This is a genomic window from Trichocoleus sp. DQ-A1, assembly GCF_039961955.1.
GTDB lineage: Bacteria > Cyanobacteriota > Cyanobacteriia > Cyanobacteriales > FACHB-T130 > FACHB-T130.
On sequence record NZ_JAMPKE010000006.1, the window covers coordinates 23,835 to 47,668 of the forward strand.

The window sequence follows — 23,834 nt, forward strand, 5'->3', positions numbered from 1 at the left end:
TGAGGCTTAATTTTAGATATTATCTTGGCAAAAATGCTTTATTTATGATAGAAAAGCGGGGGATCTATCTTCGGGAATATTTAAGTTATTTTTAATATTGATTTATCTTGAAGAAAGGCTGTTAACGTTCGGTTCTTAAATTCTGATGGCAAGCCAGCAAGCTAGATGTGGGGAGTTCCAAGACCTCACGGGGCACCAAGGGGACACGGGGACACTAAGGCTGTATGACCGAGCGATGGCAGCAACCAGCTGTGGCATCGTCATTAGCGACGCCAGTCTGCCAAATAATCCAATTATCTATTGCAATCCCGCCTTTGAAAAAATAACCGGGTATTCGACAGCCGAAGTCTTGGGACGAAACTGCCGATTTTTGCAAGGAAAAGATACAGATCCAGCCGCAATTGAGCAAATTCGTCAAGCCGTGCGGAAGGGGAAAGAATGCCAGGTTGTTCTCAAGAACTATCGCAAGGATGGGACGCCTTTCTGGAATGACCTGAGTATTTCGCCGGTGTATGACGACGAGGGTCGGGTGACGCAATTTATTGGCGTCCAGACGGATATTACCGAGCGTAAAGCCGCCCAAGAGGCGCAGTGCGAAGGGGAAACGCGGCTGCGGCTGGCTCTGGGTGCGGCAAGTATGGGGGTTTGGGACTGGGATCTGGGAACCAATCGGGTGACTTGGTCTGAAGAGGTGGAAGGGATTTTTGGTCTGGCTCCTGGTTCCTTTACTGGCACCTACGAGGCTTATCTCCAATGCATTCATCCTGAAGATTGCTACCGCGTGGGACTTGAGATTGCGAGCATCGTAGAAGTCGGGAAAGACTTAAAGATGGAGTATCGCGTCATTCGTCCTGATGGAATTGGCTGGGTGGCGTCACGGGGTGCCGTTGTGCGCGACAATACGGGGAAGTGCGTGCGGATGATGGGAACGGTGATGGATATTACCGAACGCAAGCAAGCAGAGGAAGCGTCGCGACAGCAATTTTTGAGAGAACGGCTGGTCGGAGCGATCGCTAAGCGCATCCGTCAGTCTCTAGATTTAGAAGAAGTTCTCAATACAACTGTGGCAGAAGTGCGCCATTTTCTCTCTACTGACCGGGTACTCATTTACCGCTTCGATCTAGATCGGAACGGAGTTGTGGTTGTAGAGTCGGTCGGTGAGGATTGGACGCCTATTTTAGGAACCAGCATCCAAGATCCTTGCTTTGGGAAAAGCTACGTCTCGCCATACCAGCAAGGTCGGGTTCGAGCGATTGACAATATCTATACTGCGGGTATCCAACAATGCCATATTGATTTACTTGCCCAGTTTCAGGTGAGAGCTAACTTGGTAGTTCCGATTCTGCAAGGGGAAAATTTATGGGGGTTGCTGATTGCCCATCACTGTCGGGAACCCCGAAAATGGCAAGAATCAGAAGTAGAATTGCTCAAACAGCTGAGCGTGCAGCTAGCGATCGCAATTAAGCAATCCGTTCTCTTCCAACAGCTAAACGCCGAACTGGTCGAACGCAAACAGGCAGAAATCGCTTGGCTGAAATCAGAAGCGCAGCTAAAAGAACAAACAACCCAACTAAAACGAACCTTGGGAGAATTGGGACAAACCCAATCTCAGCTAATTCAGAGCGAAAAGATGTCCAGTTTAGGGCAGTTGGTTGCAGGTGTTGCCCATGAAATTAATAATCCAGTCTCCTTCATCTACGGCAATCTCGACCATGCGAATCAGTATGCTCATGACCTGCTGAACCTGTTAAATCTCTATCAAAAGCACTTTCCCAAACCCCCTACCGAAATTCAAGTTGCAAATCAGGATATCGATTTAGATTTCTTGGTGGAAGATTTTCCCAAACTACTGACTTCCATGAAAATGGGAGCCGACCGCATCCGCGATTTGGTCTTGTCGCTGCGGAATTTCTCCCGCCTGGATGAATCCCAGAAGAAGGCGGTTGATATTCATGAGGGCATAGATAACACGCTGTTGATTTTGCAGCATCGGTTGAAAGAAGACAGCTCCCATCCCAAAATTCAGATTATTAAAGAATACGGCGATTTGCCCAAAGTAGATTGTTACGCTGGGCAACTCAACCAAGTGTTTATGAATCTCCTCAGTAATGCAATTGATGCTTTAGAAGAATACAATGCCCAGCAAGTCTCCGCAGGAGGAGCATCGCTGACGCCGGAGGATCTCAAAGCCAACCCCAGCCAGATTACCATTCGCACCTCTTTGAAGGATGAAGGAATCAGGATAAAGGATGAATTCAATGCCAATCCTCATCCCACCCTTCGAGAAGGGCAAAGCCCTACATCCCTAAGTCCCAATCCTGCCTCTGTTGTCATCAGGATTGCGGATAATGGCCCTGGCATTCCCGAAGCAATTCAGAAACAAATTTTTGACCCCTTCTTTACGACGAAAGCCGTGGGAAAAGGGACTGGCTTGGGCTTGTCCATTAGCTACCAAGTTGTGGTTGAACGTCACGGGGGTCAACTCGAGTGCGTGTCAACACCGGGAAAGGGAACAGAGTTTATTATCGAAATTCCGATCCAGAAGGTAGAAGAGGAATCTCTTTTAGGGGCGCATTGCCCAATTCCTCTATCTATACAGCCCCATCGGGTGGCTTAACACTCCCTTATGCTTGGCACTCCCTGCTTGCCAAGGTCGGTTTTTTTGCTTTCTCCGGGAAGCTTAGAACCGTTCCATTTTCTTCAAGCAGACCTTCCCCACCTAGGAAGAAAGGGCTGTTGATGAACACATCTTGATGAACACAACACAGGCAAATCAACAATCAATCAGCTTGCGTCTGTGCTAACTTGCTCTTCAGTCGGCAACTCCAGACAGTAGCCCGCACCATAGACGGTCTTAATATAGCGCGGGTGGCGGGGATCGGGTTCTAGCTTCGTTCTCAAGTGCCGAATATGCACCCGAATCGTTTCAATGTCATCGTCGGGATCGTAGCCCCAAACTTCCCGCAGGATTTCACTAGGAGAAACGGTTTGACCATGACGCTGGAGTAAGCAGTGCAGTAATTCAAACTCCAGATGCGTTAACTTCACTGTCTGATTGAACCAAATAGCCTCAAAGCGTTCTGGGACTAAGGTTAAAGAGCCATAGTGCAAGATTTCCGAGTGTTTGGCGGCTTGGGGAATACGGTCTGTTCGTCGCAGCAAGGCTCTGACCCGTGCCAGCATTTCTTCGAGTTCAAACGGCTTGGTCAGGTAATCATCGGCTCCGGCATTAAAGCCTTCTACCTTATCTTGAGTCTGACCCAGTGCTGTCAACATTAACACCGGAATATCGGCAGTGCGTTCATCCCGCCGCAACCGCTGGCAGACGGTGAAACCGTCCACATTGGGCAGCATTAGGTCAAGCATAATGAGGTCTGGTTGCAGTTGCAAAGCCAGTGCCTGACCTTTAATGCCATCTGGTGCTTGGCTGACATCGTATCCAGCCATTTCCAGATTGATGGTAACTAATTCTGCGATCGCAGCGTCGTCGTCGATGACGAGTATCCGGGGCATCACTACTAAATTATTGCTACAGTATTTTAAAGTTTCTATAAGAACCTTTATCGGAATCCAAAGATTCCTGTACAGATTATACGCAAGGATTCTAAATTCTTTCTAAAGAAAACCTTGGATTATCAAGAGAGTTGGCGATCGCACAAACACGCAGAGCATTCTATCTGCCCCAACAGAAAGGATCGTGACTGGGCGAAATGCACTCGTTTAGCTTTGAGCGTCAATCCAATCTCCCAGTGCCTTGCCCATCTTTTTTAGCTGAAGAGGGCGCTTGTAACTGAAATTAGAAAGTTGGGCTGCGGGCTTGATAATACCCCGATTTTTCTCACCGTCACACCAGTACGAGTTTGGAGCAGATTGTGGCGTATCAATCAGGGTAAAGTGCAACAACCCAATCAATCCAGCGTTTTGCAGTTCTAAGGAGCGCTGTTGTAATTCCTGGTAAACTTTCGCGCCTCCCTCGTCCCAATCGGTACCAGCATCAGCCATCAGGAAAAAGTAATCGATCAGAGACGGCTTTTGCAGTTGGGTTTGGATGAATTGAGCGATCGCGATCGCTCGATCGGGCATATCATAAAGCTTCGCTTGATCGGGGGTTAAGCGTTTGCATCCGTTCCCCTCATTCCGCCAAGGGCCTTGGGTGACTTGAAACCCAAAGAAATCGACTCCCGGTGCAGCCGCCTTCAAATCAGGTAAATAGTTTTGCAGACCCGTGGGGGAGGCATTGAAGTCACCGAAAGCCAAACCCACTTTCAAATTCAGCCCCGGAACCGAACTCGCTGAGGTACGTAATCTTTGGGCAGCTTCAGCCATTAACAGCCCGAACTTCTGCGGAATACTGGCATCCCACCCATAATTCGCATTGACGGGATCGCGGAGCGTTCCTACCAGATTATGCTCCGGTTCCAGCGATACATATACCGTCCCCTGGGTCTTAGAGAGTACATCTTTCGCGAGGCGATCTAACTCCGAGAAGTACCAACTCTTTCTGGCTTCAATTTCAGCCCAAGTTTTTTTACTTTGGACATCGTGGGTAATCAAGTTAACGATAAAGACGGGGACAACCCCTTCTTTAAACATTCGGTCTGTCGTCGCGCAAGTTTTCTGACCGGCGACACAACCAAACCAAATGGGTTGCCATCCCACCTCTACTCCAAGCGATGCAGCTTTCGGTTTCGGTAAACCGACTTCTTTGGCAACGTCAAGGCTGTGCATCCAAGTTTCTTCCACGTTGCTAGTGTCGCCACCAAAACCAATTAGCAATGAATTATTGGGTTGGGGAGTGTTGGGTACGGGTTGAGGCGTTGCGGGTGTTGGGGGAGGCGTTGCGGGTGTCTGAGCAGTTGTCGGAGGAGTATAGATGGTCTGACCTTGACCCATCAGCTTTTTCTGACTCAGAACCATCCGGAACCAATTTTGAAAAATCACTTGGGTTCCGTTTCGCTGCCTCGTGGTTCTCCGGAGTTGAGAGTTTGCATTCCCATTCCAAACGATCAGCTGCCGTTTGCGGGTTTCCACATAACGGATTGAAGAAACGCGATTTTTTTGACCATCCACCAAATAAGCAAATACAAGACCGTAGTTAGGATTGCTGCGTTCAACTGGAATCCAATACTCCCGACCGCAAGCAGCAGGATTTACTTTCTCTGGAACTCGATTGAAGTAATGGAAAACATAGTAAAGACGACCATCCCGATCAACTCCTTTACCGGGTTGAGTTAGCCTCCCAGAGCCACAATAGTTTTGAGCTGCTGTTTTGCTGGTTTGAGGGCTTGGGGAAGCAGAAGTAGAGGCGGTTTGGGCTGCTATAGAAGCTTGTTTCTGGTTATTTATAAGGGTTTGGGGGATAGAGGCAGTCTGAATGCGCCTTAGCTGCCTCCAATTCAGAATCCGCGCGATCGCATGAGAAAGGGCTTGGTTTCCATCTTGCCGCGTCAGGATTCTTCTCAGTAGAGGATTGACTGGATTACCATCCCAAACAATGAGTGTCCCGTTGTTCGTTTCCACATAACGAGTAGAAGAAACACGATTTTTGTATCCATCCACCCAATAAACAAATACAAGTCCGTAATAAGGATTGCTTTGCTCGGCTGGAATCCAATATTCCCGACCACAAGCGGCAGAATTCACTGACTCTTGACCTCGGCTGAAGTCATAGAAAACGGAATACACTCTCGTGTCTGTATCGATTCCCCTGGTAGGTTTGGTGATGGTGCCAGAACCACAGTAATTTGTCGGGGCGGTCCTCTCAAAAGGGCTGGGTTGGCTTGCTAGGATTTGCGGTTGTTGCGACTCAGAAGCAAATTGATTCAGCTTATTGTTGAATGCAGATTGAATGGCAGGTGGGTGAGCAGCAACGGCAACAGAGGCAGAATCGGCATTGGGACTGCTAATACCCAAATTCAGGGTAAAAACGGTGCTGAGCGCTATTGCGAGAAGGCGGTGCAGGAATGTTACCGGGTCAAACAAGGAGCCTACTAGAGTCGCAACAAAGCTGATGGTAGCTAAAGCAAGCAGCCGAATTCTACGCATTATGCAGCCGGAAATCTAAATAGATTATTGGCTGCTTCCTTTCCCTACTTCATCGGGAAATTTGCTGGATATCTCATTAACTGGCATTTGGCTCTCAGTGCGATCGCGTAGTTCCCACCTTCTCAAACACCGTTCCTGTCCGTTAATCAACCTAAAATTAGGCTGCATATCAGAAACCCGGTTTCTTAAAGAACCGGGTTTTCAACCACTTCCATCACTTCTGCGTCACCATACTTCACCTAATCGTTGCAACAGGTGAAGGTTGTCGCTCGCTCAATACCGCAGCCGAAGCACCATAAAGTTCCTAATAGTGTTGAGTTTTTGGCAACAAGGGCAGCAGCCAATCAAGATGGCTGAATTAATTTCCCCCTATCAACCCAAAGCGATTAATTTAGCCATTTTTTTTGTCTTAGTTGCCGGTTTTAGTAACGAATTCGAGGGTCGATGTAAGCATTGATAATATCAATCAAAATGCTAGCAACTACAACAATCGACGCAAAAAATACCATGATTCCCTGCACCGTAGGGTAATCTCGTAAAGAAATGGCTTCATAAAGTCGATTTCCTAAACCAGGCCAAGAGAAGGTAACTTCTGTTAAAACTGCGCCGCCAAGCAATGCGGCTAAAGTCAGCCCCAGGACGGTAATGACTGGAATCATGGCATTTTTCAGGGCGTGGGCAAAGAGAATCCGCGATTCTGGAATGCCTCTGGCTCTAGCAGCTTCTACATAATCCGCCTTAAGGGTTTGCTTCAAGTTCACCCGGACAATCCGCTCGAAAATCCCGCTGAGGAGGATTCCGAGGGTCAAGCTGGGGAGGGCGAGATAATGCAATGCGGTGAAAAAATGCTCAAAGTTACCGCTCAGGAGACTATCAATCGTATAAAGACCCGTGATGAGTGGCGGGGGTGCTGTAGTTAGGGGAAAGCGCGATCCTAGGGGAAACCAGCCTAGCTGAACGGAGAAAATCAACTGTAGAATCATCCCTACCCAGAATATCGGGAGCGAGTAGGTAATGATGCCAAACAAACGACCGCTAGCGTCTAAAGCCGTGCCAGGGCGGGTGGCGGAGAGGATGCCAACGCCGACGCCGACCAGGAAAGCGATCGCCATACTAAATACTGCTAATTCTACTGTCGCGGGAAAGTATTTCTGAATCTCACCCCAAACATCTTGACCCTGACTGGTCAGCGAAGTCCCCAAGTTCAAGCTAAGTAGGGAACCCAAATAGCGAATATATTGCAACGGTAAGGGATCTGATAGCCCCAACTGTTGACGATATTGCTCTTTGACGCTTTCTGGGGCGCGACCGCCTAAAACTGCATCCACCGGGTCGCCTGGGGTGGCACGGAGGAGCAAAAACACTAGGGTGATGATGATCCATAGCATCAAGGGTGCTAGGAGAAGGCGGACGAAGATGTAAGACTGTAGGGCTTTGGAGCGTGACATAAAAGAGTTTTGAGTTTTGAGTTTTGAGTTTTGAATTAAAGTTCAAGGTTTTGAGTTTTTTTGAGGAATCGTCGTTTGATTTTCGATTTCTAAAATGTTTTAGCTCAAAACTCGACACCGGAAACTCAAAAGTATTCTTGACTTTTAATTCAAAACTCAAGACTATTTGCTAATTGTCCAGAAGGCGAAATCCTGGGTGGGGTTGATGCGGAGACCGCTGACGCCTTTTTGGGTAAAGGCGAAGTCTTTACTTTGCCAGAGTGGAACGTAAGGTACGTCTTTCGCCAGTAGGTCTTGAATATCCGCAAAAATCTTCTTGCGGGCTTCGGGGTTTTGCTCTTTTCGTTCTTGGGCAATCAGCTGGTTCATGCGATCGCTGTAATAAAAGGAACCCTGATTCTGGCTTGCGCCGTCTTCACAGCCGTTTGCCACCGATCCTTTCGGACACTCCAGAAATGGCTGAACGTAGTTGTCAGGGTCGAGAAAGTCTGGATACCAATCCAGTAAGACGGTCTGATAAAGACCTTGGGAGACGCTTTTAAAGAAGGTGGCGGAGTCTACAGTATTGACTTCAAATTGCAGCGTTCCTCCTAGTTGTTGATCTGCCACTGCTTTGAGGGTACTGGCAGCGAGTCGGCGAGTCGGTGAAGTCGAGGGATACCAAATTTGCAGCTTCAAGGGATTGGTAGGAGAGTATCCCGCTTGCTGCAACAGTTGTTTTGCTTTTTCGGTATTGCCGTCCCCGTATTGGTCTTTAAATACTGGCTTGTAGACATCAAAGGTAGTGGGCACCATGCTGTAGAGAGGTTCGGCTTGATTTTTGAGCGATCGCTCATTCACCAAACGTCGGTTGACGATGGATGCGATCGCACCGCGCACGACTGGGTTATCTAGCGGCTTACTCTTGGTGTTCAGCACCAGAAAGCTAGCAGCACTCCCCTGAGACTCGATCGCTTGCCAGCTCCCTTTGGTCGCCCCATCTTTCAAGCTGGCAATCTGGTCGGGATCGAGGGATAGGTAAGCGACATCCACGCCTCCCGTGCGAAATGCGTTAAACAAGTTGGCTGAATTGCTCAGCACTTGCACGTCAATTCCTTTATTTACTGGTTTCTCGCCCCAATATTGGTCAAAAACATCCAATCGCTGCGACTCACTGCTAAACTGAGTCAACTTGTAAGGGCCAGTGCCCACAAATGTGTTTGGCTTGAATTTTCCAGTACCAATTTCATAAGCTTTCGGTGAAACCGCAGCGGCACCGGAAAAGGCTAGCAAGGCGGGAAAAGCAGCAAACGGCTTTTTCAGCTTAATCGTTAACTCATAGTCGCCAGTTGCCTTCACTGAGTCCACCGCATCGCCTAGAAGAAATGACGGCTTTCCTTTATTTTCGATAAAGCGTTGCAGGGAAAATTCCATCGCTTTAGCGTTAAAAGGAGTGCCATCGTGGAAGACGACGCCCTGACGCACGGGAATGGTGTAAGTTAACCCGTCTGGACTCACTTTCGGCATTGCCGTCGCCAGTTGCGGCTTGAGTTGGGTGCTTCCCAATTCGTAGGTATACAGGCGATCGCTCAGGTTATAGAGCAAGTAGACGGCTGCTAGCTCGTAATTATCTGCCGGGTCCATCGTCCGTGGCTTCTGGGTGGTACCGATGGTAATCCGACCCGAATTGGCACCACCAGGACTGGGAGAAGTCGCTGAATCAGACGCCGGTCGCTTCCCACAGCTGATCGCGAGAAAACAACAAAGACAAAACAGACAAAAGAATTGTCCGATGAACCGCCACCGATGAATAGACAGGCGTCCCCACTTCATAACTTAACTATGCGCTCTTTCAAATCGACTTAGATATCTAATTAAAGCCGATTCAGCTGAAAGCTGAGTGTTGACGCCTGAAGTGCTAGATCGAAAAATACAGCGGGAAAGATTTCGCATCCTTTGGTTTGACGAATACTCGCTGTTGCGGCTCCAAATCTAACTGGTCGAACCGCTCTCGCGTGATATGAGCCGTGACGACCTGACCATCGTCTAGGATTAATTCCGCCTGAATTTCCCAGCCGAGATGAATCAAGCGGTTCACTCTTGCCGGTACGGAGCTGCCGTTGGGGTTCGTGTCTACGACGACATCATGGGGACGCAGGAAAATCTCTGCTTGGGTCGAATCAAACCCGTTTGCCTCGAAAATGCGGGAAGTGCTGGGCAACACATTCACCGGGCCGATGAAACTCATGACAAACGGCGTCGTTGGGTGATCGTAAATCTGAGCGGGTGTGCCGATTTGTTCGACTCTGCCTTTGTTCATCACTACAATTTCATCGGAAACTTCCATCGCTTCTTCTTGGTCATGGGTGACGAACACGGTGGTGACGTGGACTTCATCGTGCAAGCGTCGCAACCACGCCCGCAAATCTTTACGAACTTTGGCGTCTAAGGCTCCAAAGGGTTCATCTAGCAGCAATACTTGGGGTTGAACTGCTAGCGCTCTGGCTAAGGCAACTCGTTGTCGTTGACCGCCGGAGAGTTGGGAAGGGTAGCGATCGCCTAGTCCGCTCAGTTGCACTAACTCCAGCAATTCTTCTACTCGCGCCTTTACTTTGCCTTTAGGAGTTTGTTGAATCTCTAAGCCAAAGGCGATATTTTTACGGACGGTGAGGTGTTTGAATAGGGCATAGTGTTGGAATACAAACCCGATGTTGCGGTCTTGAACGCTCTGATGGGTGGCATCTTGACCAGTCAGCCAGATTTTGCCGCTATCTGGCATTTCTAGACCAGCTATCAGTCGCAGCAATGTAGATTTACCAGACCCCGAAGGGCCTAAGAGCGCGACCAGGGAGCCTGATTGAATTTCTAAGTTGACTTCGTCAACGGCTTTAAAACTGCCGAACTCTTTAGAGACGTTTTCAACAACAATGCCCACTACTTTCGACCCCTAGACAAGAATATTTTTTTAGCTATCCTAATCTGGGTTTTCATTGACCCATCAAAGTTCAGGATAGACAAATCTCCGGTTTATCGATGAGATTAACGTACATATATACCATACCTAAAATCTATTTGCATTAATTGACATTTGCTAGAAACCTGGGGGTCAACAAAACTCGCAGGCAAAATGAGAACAGTTAGATTTTGCCTGCTCTCCCCCACAGCATTCTTAAATTAAGTTGAAGTCGGGGGGTAACAAAAAGAAGGATGAATGTTTTATCCTCCGCAACTCCCGCAATCTGCGACTCCACAATCTATCCCAGAGCCACAATCTGCGACTCCACAATCTAAGGAAGCAAAATCCATTTCAGAGAAACAATCTAGCGCTTCACAGCTCAGCTCTGAGACACCTGAGACACAATCTACAGCACCATAATCATCACAGTCGCAGCCCCAGTTTCTATTTCTGCGTTCGCGCTTGGAGCGATCGCTATCAGCTTGACTGCTGTACCTGGCTTGCATAATTTGGTTTGCGATTTTACAAGCTCGGAATCGTTGGCGCACCGTTGCGATCGCCGCCACCAAACCCTGTTGTGCAATCATGCGCTTGGCGTACTGCGAGCAAGATTCCCCCTTATAAAGCAATCGATGAGCGCAAGAAAACCCTTTGCGGGGTGAAATGTGCCTCTGATAGCCGCCGATAGAAGCGATCGCCATTTGCCGAATTGCAGAATCGAGGGAAGGAGCATTCATAGAGTTGGAGCAAAAATCTCTGGAGTGATTGGGAGTAGCTACAACCCCAGGAACCGCGATTTAGTTTTCAATGTGTTAAGCTCTGTTGCAATTCAGTCACAACCTGCACGATCCTGCTGGGACAACCGAAAAGTCCGTGATACCATCTCACCTTGTAGCCGTAAGAGAATCGGGAGAATAGCTTTGGTACTACGGGTTGCTGTTGTGGGATCGGGTCCGGCGGGTTCCTCTGCTGCCGAAACGCTAGCAAAAGCTGGAATTGAGACTTACCTGTTTGAGCGCAAGCTAGACAACGCAAAGCCTTGTGGCGGGGCAATTCCGCTATGCATGGTGAGCGAGTTTGACCTACCGCCTGAGATTATTGATCGGCGGGTCAGAAAAATGAAGATGATCTCACCTTCCAACATTGAGGTAGATATCAACATTGAAAAAGAACATGAATATATCGGTATGTGTCGCCGCGAGGTATTGGATGGATACCTACGCGATCGCGCAGCTAAATTGGGTGCAAATTTAATTAACGGCACTGTTTATAAACTCGATATTCCCACGGGCAATACTGACCCTTACACCTTGCACTACGCCGATCACTCGAACGGTAGCGCTGAAGGGGAGATGAAAACCCTGAAAGTCGATCTGGTGATTGGGGCAGATGGGGCGAATTCCCGCGTTGCGAAGGCAATTGACGCCGGGGATTACAATTATGCGATCGCTTTCCAAGAGCGCATTCGTCTGCCAGAAGACAAAATGGCTTATTACAACGACCTGGCAGAAATGTACGTCGGGAACGATGTTTCCACCGATTTCTACGCCTGGGTATTCCCCAAATACGACCACGTCGCTGTTGGCACCGGCACCATGAAGGTGAACAAAGCCGACATCAAAAATCTGCAAGCAGGCATCCGCAAGCGTGCCGCTAGAAAACTCGCAGGCGGCGAAATCATCAAAGTAGAAGCTCACCCGATTCCAGAGCATCCCAGACCCCGCCGCGTTGTCGGTCGCGTTGCTCTAGTGGGAGACGCCGCTGGTACTGTTACCAAGTCTTCAGGAGAGGGAATTTACTTTGCTGCCAAGTCGGCGCGGATGTGTGCAGAAACCATTGTCGAAACCTCCAACGGTGGCACTCGCATCCCCACAGAAGCCGACCTGAAGCTGTACCTGAAGCGTTGGGATAAGAAATACGGCATCACCTACAAGGTGCTAGACATTCTGCAAACCGTCTTCTATCGCTCTGATGCCACTCGCGAAGCCTTTGTGGAAATGTGCGCCGACAAAGACGTGCAGAAGCTTACCTTTGATAGCTACCTGTACAAAACAGTCGTTCCGGCAAATCCCTTGATTCAGATGAAAATTACTGCCAAAACGATTGGTAGCCTGTTGCGGGGTAACGCGCTAGCTCCTTAGTGGTTTCTATCGGTAAGCAGAATTTGAAAAGCAAAAAAACCTAGAACATTAACAAATGGTTTTTCAGCCAGCGTTGGATCTTAAGAATCCAACGCTGGTTTTTTAATCCTCGTAATATTCAGATAGCGCTCCTCTGAGAGTTTTTATTGACGACAGAAGAAGACCGACCGCTACTTGAACTTAGAACAGTCACAACTAAACTTAGTAAGCAAACGATTGATAAACCTCAACCTCGGATTTATCGTCTACGGATTCCACAATCGGATTAAAACGCAACAAGTGACGGGCGCGTTCGGAGAGTGTATTTAGGGTTGCACGCGGAATATTAATCGACACCTCAGGACGAAACATCCAGCGGCGACTATAGCCAATTACAACCATCGGACGCGGTATTTCCGTGTAGTTAGGAGTACCCCTGTGCAGACCCCGCACATCCCGGATCATCACATCACCCAGTTGCATTGTGACAGGTTCTAACTTGACTTCTCCAGACTCCATGCGGCGCAGTCCTTCCTCTTTGGAAATCATGTGCGTACTGCGCGTAATCTCCATTGGCCCGTTTTCCAGAGTGATATCTACGAGTGGAAAGTTGACAGCTAACTGGAATGGCGGCGTTTCTGTACCCATTTCGGGGAAAAGTGGCGGCGCATCTCGATGCACGTCTTGATATTCAGACCCCAGCAAAGGTGTGTCAGTTGCTAGTTGGCACATCACTGCATCTTTGCCTACTAATAACTCTACAAGTGCCAGAATATCGTCATCTTCGTAAATACTAGGATCGGCAAAAGGAGCCGTGAAAGGAAGGGTTACATAATAGCGGGCTGAACCGCGATTGCGAAGCTTGCCTTCGCGGACAATATGATCTTCTAGCAAAGGCGTGAAAGCTTCACGCCAAGAATTAAGTGTTACCGGAGAAAAGTGATTGGGCAACACACAATAGCCATCGTTCAGAACCGCTTGGGCGAACGATTCGATTTGTTGGTGGTTATAGCGCTTTGTCATCATCTTTTGATTTTAGCGATTGAGTATAGCGAATGGCTGTAGTTTAAAGTTTTATTTATGATAATTAATAATCAATAATTAGGCGCTTTAAAACCTTGCACATGGAGGTGCAGCGTATCTTTTTATAAAATTAAGTTTTTTATGAATAAACCTATCAATAGAAATTAGAAAAATCTACTCATCTACTATTTTTCTAAACATCTCTTCTCCTCGAATTGCACTAAAAGCTTCATCGGTTTTAGCAATCTCTTTATACATAGGCTCAATATCAATTGCCCATTGTAAGTTTCCGACTGCTAGATTGAGGCGGTATTGCATTGCATAGCAGCGAGCATTGTTATATCGAGCTTCCGAAAAGTTTGGTTCAATCTTAACCGCTAAGTTGTAAGATTGATTTGCCTCTAAATATCGACCTTCAGAAAAGCAAGAGTTGCCTAAAATCAAGTAATCATTGGCATTTAAATCAAGATTTTGATTGACAGATTCTGTTTCTGTCACTCTTTGCTCAGACACTGCATCGTTTGTTTGGGCTACAGGCTCCGATAGGGTATCGGAAAGCAGTTCATGATTGTGATAAGAATGCTCAAAGTTAGAGGTTTCAATTTCTCTATCTATAACGGTCGGAATTTTAACAGCTTGTGCGTACCTAAATTTTGCAATTTCTTGTTGTACACTTTCTTTCTGTTCTTTTAAGTCTTCTAATATAATCTGAGCTTGGGTTAAAATTGTATTTAATTGACTTAAAGTATCCGTTTCCAAAAAATTAGCTTCTTGCGGTAAAGCAGATTGTTCTAATTTTAAATTAGCCTTAGCGGTCTCTTCTATTTGTCTAATAAGTTGTTCTTGTAGCTGCGTGAATTCCTTTTGAGCATCTGAAATTATTTGATTTGTCATACTGCGACGAAGCAGAACCACACTAACAGCGATCGCAATCGGAAACAGCGTCAGAACAAGTACCAAAGTATTGAGCAGCGTGATGATGCGGCTAAAGGCTCGGTCAACTTCAGCTTGAACGCGATCGCGTATTTCTTTCTCTTGCCGCAGTCGTTCTAGTTCCTCTCGTTCTTGATTCGACAGGGTTGGAGATGAATTAGGCTGGGGTTGGGCAGTGGTAGCAACGGCAGATACTAGCAGGGAAGAAAGCGCCAGTGCAGGAAGCGCAAGCTTTGCGATCGCAACCAGATTGGGAATTTTCATTTTTCATCCTGTTAGCTTTCAGTCTTAGTATTCCCAATCCGAGCCAAAACTATCAGCCGATGTGCATTTAAATTGCAGATTAGTTGCAGAGGGTTGGAAATGGGGAATGGGTAAAGACTTTTTGAGTTATAACCCTTGGCTTCGCTCAATGCCAGGGGTTTGAATTTTGAATTAAAGAATGCTCCTCTCACTCAAAACTCAGACGCGATAAATTGCGTCTCTACAACTCAAAACGCTAATTCCCCCTTCCCAGTCCCAACCCATCGGCACATCTGAAATGTAAAGGTAGGGCGATCGCTTTTAAACCACCTGATAAATAAAGCTGAGTGTTGCCCAGCTTCGCACATCTAGGGCGTAGGAGTCAGAAGAGATAGCAATCGTTTCGGCAGGGACTGAAGCGATCGCTTCGGTTTCCCCTTCATGCCGCTTCCCTAACGTACTCGCCTGATGCAAGTCTTGCAGCACCGCCTGCGCCACACTCAGCGGCTTAAACAACTCGCCCACTCCCTCTCCCTTCAACCCGCGAATTGATGCTACAGCCGCCATCGTCTGGGTAAAGGGTGCCGAGGAGCAAATTAGAAGAGTTTCTTCTAACCCACTAGGACCGTGAATCGTCAATTCAAAAGAGCCAGAAGGTTGTGGCACGATCAGGGTAGCACCCGCCTCGACGACCAGCTCTTTGATCGTTGGTTTCGCATCCGGACTGTCCCCGATTTGGGGAAATTGCAACGGATAGAGAGCAACACCAGCACCGCCGCTATCAACGCCGATAAGCATCAAATAGATCGGGCGATCGCTATAATTTTGGACTCGGTACTGGATGCGGCTACCGATGGGGATGGTGGGGATGCCTGCATCGGAAGGAATTTTTGAGTCGTCAAGACGCGATGACTCGCTTCTAGAATTAGAATCCACAATGGCGTCCCCTGTCATCCGCAGCGTTTCTCGTTTTAGCAGCACCTTTTGATTGGGATAAATCATCTCCAACGTTGCTCCCACTCCCAAGCGGGAAGACCCTTCATTGACCGTCAGACGCAATAATTTCGCTGTCAGCAACGTTTTCAGTTTGGGCACTAACCGATTCACAGCCGCCTTCACCGCCTCACCCGATTCCCCAACGGTATTGGGAATCAAATCCCGACCGAGAGAAAATAACCCATATCCCCCCTGATAATCGGGTGTCTGCGCCTTGCCAAACAAATAATCGGCGGGTTGCTCTCCTGCCGTTACCACGGATGATACAGAGCGAACGCTGGCAAAAGCACTGGTAGCATCCACCCGTTCAATTCGCTCCAGTCCGGCATCTAAGGCAATTGTCAAACCAATATTTTTGGGCAACACCCGGACGGATTCGTGAACCAGTTGCCCCACTTGGAGGCTAGAGAGGCTAGAAGTGTCTGTGCTGCCGATAACTCGCGCCTTGGCGGTGAGACCCTCCTTGGAACGAATGTGTAGTTGCAGTTGGGTCGGAACTGATGAAACTTCACCTGTCACGTTGCTGTCTGGAGTCTGAGCTTCCGAGATGGGTAGGGAAGCACTCAGCTGAGAATTCACTCCGTAGTATTCCAAAACGGGTGCAGGTAATCCTGCTAGCCACAGATGTACCGTTTTACCGCCCTCTTCTACCGCTGTAACGACGCCATCCGCACCGATACTAATTTCCGGCTGATAGGGTAACAAGGAAGGCTGGTTACTTTTTTGACCGCTCAACTGGGGTTGTTGCTCTTTCCCCGCCAGCTGCTCGACGATCCCAGCCGCTCGACTGAAACTGACTTGAACCGTAGTGGGAGGAGTCGCCTGCCAGAGATGTTGCGTCAGGGCATAGGTGAACAATCCAGCGCTGAAACCGCCCCAAGGAGCCTCTGCCGCCAGTTGACTGGGTCCAGCCGCTGCCAGCAAGATTCCAGGCATTTGACCGGGCTTATACTGCTTATTGAGCTGTTCCCGCGAAGATTTGAGACGCAGCAGGAGTTGTTCCTGAAAAGCGAGTTCCTCGTCACTCGCTTGCTCTGCTAGCGGTTGTCGGGCAGAACGAATCCGCAAGTTGCCGTGGAGGAGAGTATCGGCGTCAGTGTAACTGGTATCCAGTACCGTTGTGACTTGGTCTGTGGGAAGCGATCGCAACAGCAACAGCAGAGTCTCTTCCAACAAATCATTCGCCGGTGCCCCTTTCGTCAGCAGCACCCCATCTACTGGCACCAAACTATTTTGAGTGTTAAAGACTGTAGGCGTTAGCTGTGCAGCCGCAACCCTTTCCCCGTCCCCAAGGGTAGACTCAGGACTGAGTGAAGATTTATCGGCACCCAAAGTCCTCAGTCCATTCTCCTCAGCCCCGATTCTGACGCGGCTACCGCAGCCGCTGAAGTGGAACAAGACAACATCTCCCGCCGCCGCCTGCTCTGTGAGATGCTCCAGAAAAGCAGTTTCAATATTCTGCCGCGTTGCTTGGCTATCTGTCAGCGTCAGAATATCGCTAGGGTGAAAACCAAAGCGATGAATCAAAAGTTCCCGTTGCAGTTCTACATCTGTGACACAACCTTGGAGAGACGGAAGCGATCGCGTCTCTGTCCCACGCGGATACTGATTAATTCCTACCAGTAGCGCTAACTTCCGCCCACTCGGTTGTGCCAGCGCCTGATAATAGCGATCTAGCAGAGGCACCGCAAAGCTTCGATCTCCCAGTAGAGATAGGGCCGTTTCGCTTACGCCCAGCGCCGCTAGCGCCAACCCCGCCCGTTGCAGAAAACTTCGCCGATTCAATCCCATATCAGCCATTAGCCATTAGCCAGTACTCGATCAGCCTATCAGGGGCTAGGCTTTAGAGAATAGAAAGAATGGCAAATTTTCAAATTTAAGTCGCCTCCCCTCTCAAATTTCAAATTTGAAACTTGCAATCTTAAATTTGCTTGCTTCCTCTGGCACCTGCATCGCCCTTGCCAATTCTGCCGCAACTTCTGGACGAGAAAACTCTGGTGGTGGCAATTCACCCCGACGTAGCATTTCTCGCACCTTTGTTCCCGATAGATGGATGCGTTCAGCGGGAGTGCTGGGACTCGTCTTTGTCGTCGCCATTGTCTGCGTGCGCGTGCAGTAGAAGGCGTGTTCAAACTTCATCGGCATGATGCCCAATTCACCCGGCTCAAACTCATCAAAGATGTGCTGAGCATCGTAAGTTCCATAATAATCGCCGACACCCGCATGGTCGCGTCCAACGATGAAGTGCGTACAGCCGTAATTCTTGCGAAGCAGGGCATGGAAAATTGCCTCTCTAGGGCCAGCGTAGCGCATTGCGGCGGGATTAATTGCCAAAATTACCCGGTCTTGGGGGTAGTAGTGTTCCAGCATAATCTCGTAGCAGCGCATCCGAATCTCTGCCGAGATGTCATCATCTTTAGTGACTCCCACTAAGGGATGCAAGAACAAGCCATCTACGGTTTCTAAAGCGCACTTTTGGATATATTCATGCGCCCGGTGGATGGGGTTGCGAGTCTGGAAGCCGACAATCGTTTTCCATCCCCTTTCTTTGAACATGGCGCGAGATTGAGCGGGATCGATCTGGTAATTAGGGAATAAAGGATGAGAGTCGCGTTGCAACAGCCAAACTGAACCCGCGAGATTAATTTCCCCTTGCTTGTAGACAACCTTAACGCCTGGGTGCTTTTCATCATGGGTACGATAAACATTCACCGCCTCGCGGGTTTTGTCGTAGCGATACTTTTGTGTGAGTTCCATGACACCCACAAATCTACCAGTCGGGTCATCCAGACGCACCAAACCGCCTTCTTTGAGATTCGCCGCAACCGACTCATCCACCGAAAGCGTGACGGGAATTGCCCACGGTAGACCATTGGCAAGCCGCATTTCAGTCACTACGCGATCGTAGTCTGCCTGTTCCATAAAGCCAGTCAGCGGACTAAATCCACCAATGGCAATCAACTCTAAATCCGATGTTGCTCGTTCATCGAGTTGCACTCTGGGCAGAAAGTCGGCTTTATCGAGAAATACTTGTCCTTGTTCTGGTGTTGCGATGCGATTAATTAGCTGACCGCCGTGAGGTGCTATGCCGTCTGGACGCTGACTCATATCGAATTGTTAATTTTAGCTGCAAAAAACATCGTACCAATATATAGAACCGGACGGTGAAAAACCTAACCCCCCGGTTCCCTTCTCTTGGCGTTGAAGAGGAGCGATTTTTCAACTAATGTGTTTGCGCTCATTATGCGATCGCTTCCCATTCATCCCAGGTAACTTGAAACTCTTTATAGACTTGTTCCATCGCTAACTCCTCTGTTTCAAAGTAACCCTTTTCCGAACCTCCCCACTCCTGCGATATTTGGAAGAGATAGAAACCAGAGTCAGTTGTGTATTGCACAATTCTAATTTCTTGAGGTGGAGATAGCTCTATTTTTTCCCCATTTACATAGCGATACCGACGCACGACTCTGGTAGATGTATGTTGCGAACTTAGAAACACACGATGCTTTAAGATGGGCAATCGTTGTTTGAATAATTCGAGTAGCTCAAAAAAAACATCTAGAGCTTTGGCTTCGTCTCCAACTTCTTGCAAAATAATGTTATTCCATCCTGCTGTTGATGATTCACAATTGTAATATCTAGCAATCCAATCATGAAATTGTCCAAACGGAGGAATTTCTTCTAAAATAGCAACATTATTTGTTTGCCTAGCAAAATAGTACCCGGAAATAAATGCCTTTAATAAGGTAATAGACTTCTTTCCCAAGTACATACCAGGTCTAGGTTTTATTCTTTCCAAAAGCTCATAGATAAGCATTTTTGAAGGGATATAAAGGTACCAGACAGTATCTTGCTTTACCTAGAAACAGGACAGAAATTTGAATTCAACTGTTTTCAAGAGTCGATGCAGGAAATGTATAACATTACGGCACGGATAGGATAATATAATTAGCTTCTATTCTGCGGCTGCAAGAGATGACTCGGATAACTTTTTGGTGCTGTTTGAATAGTTTTAGAATCTGTAATGGCTTCACTTATCCAGTTTTAATCAGAAAAAAGTCTAAATTAAATTCATGATTTTCCCACAAAATTACCTCTGTAGCTAATTAAATATGGATAAAAAAGAGGCAAAAGACTTTACCTTTGCCTCTAAATAAATTATCTATTTCTTGCGGAGGACGCTAAGTATAATTCCCTTTGCGTATCTTGGCGAGCCTTTGAGTTTCTAATTACTCAAACCTGTCGATGATGCCACCGCCGAGTACAATGTCTCCATCGTACAAAACCGCAGCTTGTCCAGGGGTAATCCCGAACTGAGGTTCATCGAAGACAAGCTTGATTCGCGAATCTTCCAGGGGAATTACGGTGACTGGTACTGCCTTTGAACGATAGCGGACTTGCACTTCGGCACGGATTGGACTGGTGGGTTCTGGGATAGAAACCCAGTTTAACCGCGCTGCGGTGCATTCAGGCTTATGAGTGCTAGCGCGATCGCCTACAATCACTCGATTCCGTACCGCATCCAACGCTACCACATATAGCGGTTCCGCCGCCGCAACACCAATTCCCTTCCGCTGTCCAATGGTGTAGTGATGGATACCCGTATGCTGACCCAACACCTTCCCGGACTGGTCAACAATGTCACCCGTTTGCTGAGAAATGTACTTGTCTAGAAACGTTTGCATGGAACCGTGGGATTCAACCAAACACAAATCCATACTTTCTGGCTTATCAGCGGTTTTTAAGCCGAATTCTGCGGCGATACGCCGAGTTTCTGTCTTGTGTAGTTCTCCCAACGGAAACATCGATCCCGCTAGCATTTCTTGGCTCAAATCGTACAAAAAGTACGACTGATCCTTAGATAAATCTACAGCCCGACGCAGCTGATAACGTCCGGTTTCTGCGTCATACCCGATCCGCGCATAATGACCCGTGGCAATTTTATCAATCCCCAACTCTTCAGAGGCATAGCGCAGCATCGGGCCAAATTTCACCGCCTTATTGCACTGAGAACAAGGCAACGGAGTAATCCCCGATTCGTATCCGGCAACTAGGTAATCGACAATATTTTCCTGAAAAACATCCCGGCTATCAACAATGTGATGGGGAATGCTCAACTGTTCGCAAAGAGAAGCCGCATCGACCATTCCCTCAGAACAGCATTGACCTTTACCCTTCATTAGCCAGAGGGTAAGACCAACAACTTCATATCCTTGATGATGGAGGGTGGCAGCTGCGACGGAACTATCAACTCCACCGGAGAGGCCGACGACGACTTTATTCATAGAACGAAAAAGTGAATTACTGAATTATCAGTTTTTTCTTTTCTAGACTAACACTTTGATAATCGTCATTCGTCTAGAGTGATTAGTCCTTTGTCTGTAGGCGTTGTCAGGTTAAAACGTTCCAACCTGACAATATTCCAACGTTTTAATCACTAATGATGAAGGACTGATGACTAATTATGCTAGATTGACTACAAATTTTGTCCGCACAATTCCTGGAAGATCGCCGAGGAGAGCTGATTTTAAATGAGGAGCAATCAGCAGCGTTTACTCACTCATGGCAACAGAGAAAGAAAAACCTGTTGGCTGTTGTCCCTTGCCTCGTGCTTGTTCTGGGGTGGATATTTGCTCATTCCACACCCAATTCCAGCAGCAGCCAGACCTCTCCCTACACCACCTGATGTGCTTCCTGGCTTACCTACATCACCAAATACTCCGCCAGCGTTTCCGCAAGATACTTTGCCCTCGATTTCACCGAATCCTTCGGGCAGGCGTGAGATTGAATTTCAGGCACCACCAATTACACCTAGCAGAAGGACACCCAGCAGAAGTAGAGATGAGAATTCTCCCCCGGTGCGTCGGAATTCTCGTCTCTTTGGGGTTTTTATTAATGGGGATAGCCCGCTGTTGTTAGCCCAAGTCCGAAAAATAGAACCCGAAGCTTTTGTGCGGTACGGCGGGGGTGTAATCCAAGCGGGAGTATTTGCTGATGAAGTTAAAGCCCAGCAGCGGATTCGGGATCTGGAAGAATGGGGCATTCGGGCGAAAATTAGCGCTTATTCTGAGGAGAATTTTGATGCTGATGCAGAGAATTTCGATTCTCGTCCAGTCACCCGTAGGGAAGAAGTGGAGGAAGTTACCTATTTCGTTGTGATTCCAGGGAGTCAGGAGTATTTACCTGACATTGCTGCCCACATGATCCGGCTGGGTTTCTTCGAAGATGCGGTGTTTCAAAGAGAGGTACCACGCGGACCCCACGTTGCGGTCGGCCCTTTTGAGAATCAGTCACAAGCAGAACGCTGGAGTCGCTTTCTTCGGTCTAATGGTATGGATGCGCGGGTTGTTTATTTCGGTCAATAGCGCGCCCCTGCGTAGGGGCGGGAAGACCTTGCCCGTGCTTATGCTGAATAAGATAAAACTTAGAACTCACAGAAATCAGCACTGAAATTGGCACAGATGCAACAAAGGCAGGAAAAGATTCAGCAACTGGTGGTGACTGCCCAGCAGATGCGCGAGATTGAAGGGCGCATCTTTGCGGCTGGAATGCCAGTGGCGGCTTTGATGGAAAAGGTCGGGGGTCTGATTGCTAGTCGAGTTCAAGCGCTTTATCCTTGTTTGCCCCCCTCATTCCCCCCATTGCCGGGGGGAGGTAAGAAGGCACTGCGTGTAGGCGTTTTGGTAGGGCCAGGTCACAATGGGGGCGATGGGTTGGTGGTCGCCCGTGAGTTGCATTTTCAGGGTTATGAAGTTGTTATCTATCGTCCAATTGCCAAGCTGAAAGAATTAACTTTGCAACACGCCCAGTATGCTGAGAGTTTGGGCATTCCCTGTGTTGAGGAGATTGAGCCGCTACAAGAATGCGATCTCATTATTGATGGTTTGTTTGGGTTTGGGTTGGAAAGAGCGATCGCAGAACCGATATTTTCTGCGATTTATCAACTTAATCAGTGGTCTAAGCCAGTCATTAGTATCGATTTGCCTTCCGGTTTGCACACCGATACTGGGGAAGTTCTGGGAACGGCGGTTCGTGCAACTCACACGTTTTGCTTGGGCTTGTGGAAATTAGCATTTCTGCAAGATCGAGCCTTGGAATCTGTTGGAAAAGCCGAACTGATTGATTTTGGTATCTCGGTGGCGGATATCTCGGCGGTACTGGGTGAGACGCCCAACATTCAGCGGATGACACCGGCAGTTGCGATCGCGCATCTTCCGATTCCTCGCGCCGCCGTGACTCACAAGTATAAACAAGGACATCTGCTGTTGATTTGCGGTTCTCGCAAGTATGCTGGAGGCGCGATTCTATCCGGTTTGGGAGCGAGAGCAAGTGGTGTCGGGATGCTCTCAATTGCGGTGCCAGAATCGCTGAAACCTTTGCTGGTGGCTCAGTTGCCAGAAGCACTGATTATCGGTTGTCCGGAGACAGAGACAGGTGCGATCGCATCTTTGCCTGAAGAAATTGATTTGAGTTCCTATAATGCGATCTCTTGCGGTCCCGGTTTGACAAAAGATGCCACGTCAGTCGTCGAAAAAGTATTAGAAAGCGATTTGCCGATTGTTTTAGACGCTGATGGCTTGAATATCCTCGCCCAGTTCAATACAATTTCAACCCTATCTAAACGACAAGCACCTACTGTTCTCACCCCTCATACAGGTGAGTTTAAGCGTTTGTTTCCAGATGCACCCGATGCCACGAAAGATCGGGTAAGTGCAGTTCGGGAAGCATCCCAGCAGAGTGGGGCAGTGGTACTCCTGAAGGGGGCAAGGACTGCGATCTGCCATCCTGGTGGCTCAGTATGGATTGTTCCCGAAAGCACTCCCGCTTTAGCCCGTGGCGGTAGTGGAGATGTGCTAACGGGGCTAATGGGTGGATTGGTCGCAACGGCATCTCACCAAGAGTTACCCATCGCAGAGATGGTGCAAAGTGCGGCTTGGTGGCACGCTCAAGCCGGAATTTTGGCAGCCAAGGAGCGGACTGAGTTAGGAGTTGATGCGTATACTTTGACACAGTATTTGATGGCAGTTGTGCGATCGCATAGCGGCTCGCCCCTTTGAGCGCGATCGCACTGTAAAATCCCTGAATCCGGCT

Annotated in this window: 17 protein-coding genes and 1 pseudogene; 4 read left to right on the forward strand and 14 right to left on the reverse strand. The window is 48.2% G+C overall.

The features are described from left to right. Positions 1-145 precede the first annotated feature (145 nt). Positions 146-2,617, forward strand: a complete 2,472-nt coding sequence (locus tag NDI33_RS08175; RefSeq protein WP_242033037.1) for a PAS domain-containing protein — start codon at positions 146-148, stop codon at positions 2,615-2,617. Positions 2,618-2,784: 167 nt separating this feature from the next. On the opposite strand, the gene NDI33_RS08180 is transcribed toward NDI33_RS08175, so the two are convergent. From NDI33_RS08180 to yidD, 8 genes and pseudogenes are all read right to left on the reverse strand, one after another. Further along, positions 2,785-3,513 carry a response regulator transcription factor gene (locus NDI33_RS08180; protein ID WP_190411733.1) on the reverse strand — a complete coding sequence of 243 codons (729 nt, stop codon included), beginning with the start codon at positions 3,511-3,513 and terminating at the stop codon, positions 2,785-2,787. Between the two features lie 207 nt (positions 3,514-3,720). Then, positions 3,721-6,045 carry a hypothetical protein gene (locus tag NDI33_RS08185; RefSeq protein ID WP_190673547.1) on the reverse strand — a complete coding sequence of 775 codons (2,325 nt, stop codon included), beginning with the start codon at positions 6,043-6,045 and terminating at the stop codon, positions 3,721-3,723. Between the two features lie 24 nt (positions 6,046-6,069). Then, positions 6,070-6,213 (reverse strand): hypothetical protein, encoded by a 144-nt coding sequence (locus NDI33_RS08190; protein WP_190527517.1) that lies wholly within the window; start codon positions 6,211-6,213, stop codon positions 6,070-6,072. 76 nt (positions 6,214-6,289) lie between these two features. After that, positions 6,290-6,385 (reverse strand): annotated as a pseudogene (locus tag NDI33_RS08195) (DNA adenine methylase); the annotation flags it as partial. Between the two features lie 82 nt (positions 6,386-6,467). Beyond that, a complete protein-coding gene (locus tag NDI33_RS08200) occupies positions 6,468-7,493 on the reverse strand; it encodes an ABC transporter permease (RefSeq protein ID WP_190412954.1) in 1,026 nt (341 codons plus the stop codon). 162 nt (positions 7,494-7,655) lie between these two features. Next, the gene (locus NDI33_RS08205) at positions 7,656-9,305 is read right to left on the reverse strand and encodes an ABC transporter substrate-binding protein (RefSeq protein ID WP_190673550.1); all 1,650 of its coding nucleotides are present in this window, start codon (positions 9,303-9,305) and stop codon (positions 7,656-7,658) included. An 85-nt stretch (positions 9,306-9,390) separates the two neighbouring features. Next, positions 9,391-10,407 (reverse strand): TOBE-like domain-containing protein, encoded by a 1,017-nt coding sequence (locus NDI33_RS08210; RefSeq protein WP_190673554.1) that lies wholly within the window; start codon positions 10,405-10,407, stop codon positions 9,391-9,393. Between the two features lie 281 nt (positions 10,408-10,688). Then, entirely contained in the window at positions 10,689-11,165 is a 477-nt protein-coding gene (gene yidD, locus NDI33_RS08215; protein WP_190673556.1) for a membrane protein insertion efficiency factor YidD, read from the reverse strand. Between the two features lie 183 nt (positions 11,166-11,348). Here yidD and chlP point away from each other — a divergent pair, with 183 nt between their 5' ends. Continuing rightward, complete coding sequence (gene chlP / locus NDI33_RS08220; protein WP_190412958.1) at positions 11,349-12,569, forward strand: geranylgeranyl reductase; 1,221 nt, start codon at positions 11,349-11,351, stop codon at positions 12,567-12,569. A 201-nt stretch (positions 12,570-12,770) separates the two neighbouring features. On the opposite strand, the gene NDI33_RS08225 is transcribed toward chlP, so the two are convergent. The 6 genes from NDI33_RS08225 to mnmA form a co-directional block, all read right to left on the reverse strand. Next, on the reverse strand, positions 12,771-13,574 hold the full coding sequence (locus NDI33_RS08225; RefSeq protein WP_190673558.1) for a phytanoyl-CoA dioxygenase family protein: 804 nt from the start codon (positions 13,572-13,574) through the stop codon (positions 12,771-12,773). A gap of 171 nt (positions 13,575-13,745) precedes the next feature. Then, positions 13,746-14,768: a hypothetical protein gene (locus NDI33_RS08230; protein WP_190673560.1), complete on the reverse strand. Its 1,023-nt coding sequence runs from the start codon at positions 14,766-14,768 to the stop codon at positions 13,746-13,748. Between the two features lie 300 nt (positions 14,769-15,068). Continuing rightward, on the reverse strand, positions 15,069-17,534 hold the full coding sequence (locus NDI33_RS08235) for a caspase family protein (protein WP_199302331.1): 2,466 nt from the start codon (positions 17,532-17,534) through the stop codon (positions 15,069-15,071). A gap of 102 nt (positions 17,535-17,636) precedes the next feature. After that, on the reverse strand, positions 17,637-18,851 hold the full coding sequence (gene sat, locus NDI33_RS08240) for a sulfate adenylyltransferase (RefSeq protein WP_190673562.1): 1,215 nt from the start codon (positions 18,849-18,851) through the stop codon (positions 17,637-17,639). A 133-nt stretch (positions 18,852-18,984) separates the two neighbouring features. Next, a complete protein-coding gene (locus NDI33_RS08245) occupies positions 18,985-19,515 on the reverse strand; it encodes a hypothetical protein (protein ID WP_190673564.1) in 531 nt (176 codons plus the stop codon). Positions 19,516-19,972: 457 nt separating this feature from the next. Further along, positions 19,973-21,028, reverse strand: a complete 1,056-nt coding sequence (gene mnmA, locus NDI33_RS08250; protein ID WP_190428671.1) for a tRNA 2-thiouridine(34) synthase MnmA — start codon at positions 21,026-21,028, stop codon at positions 19,973-19,975. 246 nt (positions 21,029-21,274) lie between these two features. Between mnmA and NDI33_RS08255 the strand changes: the two genes are divergently transcribed. Both NDI33_RS08255 and NDI33_RS08260 read left to right on the forward strand, forming a co-directional pair. Next, entirely contained in the window at positions 21,275-22,108 is an 834-nt protein-coding gene (locus NDI33_RS08255; RefSeq protein WP_190673566.1) for a hypothetical protein, read from the forward strand. Between the two features lie 96 nt (positions 22,109-22,204). Further along, positions 22,205-23,800, forward strand: coding sequence for an NAD(P)H-hydrate dehydratase (locus NDI33_RS08260; RefSeq protein ID WP_190673569.1), 1,596 nt, complete (start codon positions 22,205-22,207; stop codon positions 23,798-23,800). The last annotated feature ends 34 nt before the right edge of the window (positions 23,801-23,834 follow it).

Coding starts and splice junctions, on each gene's coding strand:
- NDI33_RS08200 (WP_190412954.1), bottom strand. CDS start 7,493: ATGTCACGCTCCAAAGCCCTACAGTCTTACATCTTCGTCCGCCTTCTC.
- NDI33_RS08255 (WP_190673566.1), top strand. CDS start 21,275: ATGAGGAGCAATCAGCAGCGTTTACTCACTCATGGCAACAGAGAAAGA.
- NDI33_RS08175 (WP_242033037.1), top strand. CDS start 146: ATGGCAAGCCAGCAAGCTAGATGTGGGGAGTTCCAAGACCTCACGGGG.
- NDI33_RS08190 (WP_190527517.1), bottom strand. CDS start 6,213: ATGCAGCCTAATTTTAGGTTGATTAACGGACAGGAACGGTGTTTGAGA.
- NDI33_RS08235 (WP_199302331.1), bottom strand. CDS start 17,534: ATGGGATTGAATCGGCGAAGTTTTCTGCAACGGGCGGGGTTGGCGCTA.
- NDI33_RS08230 (WP_190673560.1), bottom strand. CDS start 14,768: ATGAAAATTCCCAATCTGGTTGCGATCGCAAAGCTTGCGCTTCCTGCA.
- NDI33_RS08205 (WP_190673550.1), bottom strand. CDS start 9,305: ATGAAGTGGGGACGCCTGTCTATTCATCGGTGGCGGTTCATCGGACAA.
- yidD (WP_190673556.1), bottom strand. CDS start 11,165: ATGAATGCTCCTTCCCTCGATTCTGCAATTCGGCAAATGGCGATCGCT.
- mnmA (WP_190428671.1), bottom strand. CDS start 21,028: ATGAATAAAGTCGTCGTCGGCCTCTCCGGTGGAGTTGATAGTTCCGTC.
- NDI33_RS08225 (WP_190673558.1), bottom strand. CDS start 13,574: ATGATGACAAAGCGCTATAACCACCAACAAATCGAATCGTTCGCCCAA.
- sat (WP_190673562.1), bottom strand. CDS start 18,851: ATGAGTCAGCGTCCAGACGGCATAGCACCTCACGGCGGTCAGCTAATT.
- NDI33_RS08260 (WP_190673569.1), top strand. CDS start 22,205: ATGCAACAAAGGCAGGAAAAGATTCAGCAACTGGTGGTGACTGCCCAG.
- NDI33_RS08245 (WP_190673564.1), bottom strand. CDS start 19,515: ATGTACTTGGGAAAGAAGTCTATTACCTTATTAAAGGCATTTATTTCC.
- NDI33_RS08180 (WP_190411733.1), bottom strand. CDS start 3,513: ATGCCCCGGATACTCGTCATCGACGACGACGCTGCGATCGCAGAATTA.
- NDI33_RS08185 (WP_190673547.1), bottom strand. CDS start 6,045: ATGCGTAGAATTCGGCTGCTTGCTTTAGCTACCATCAGCTTTGTTGCG.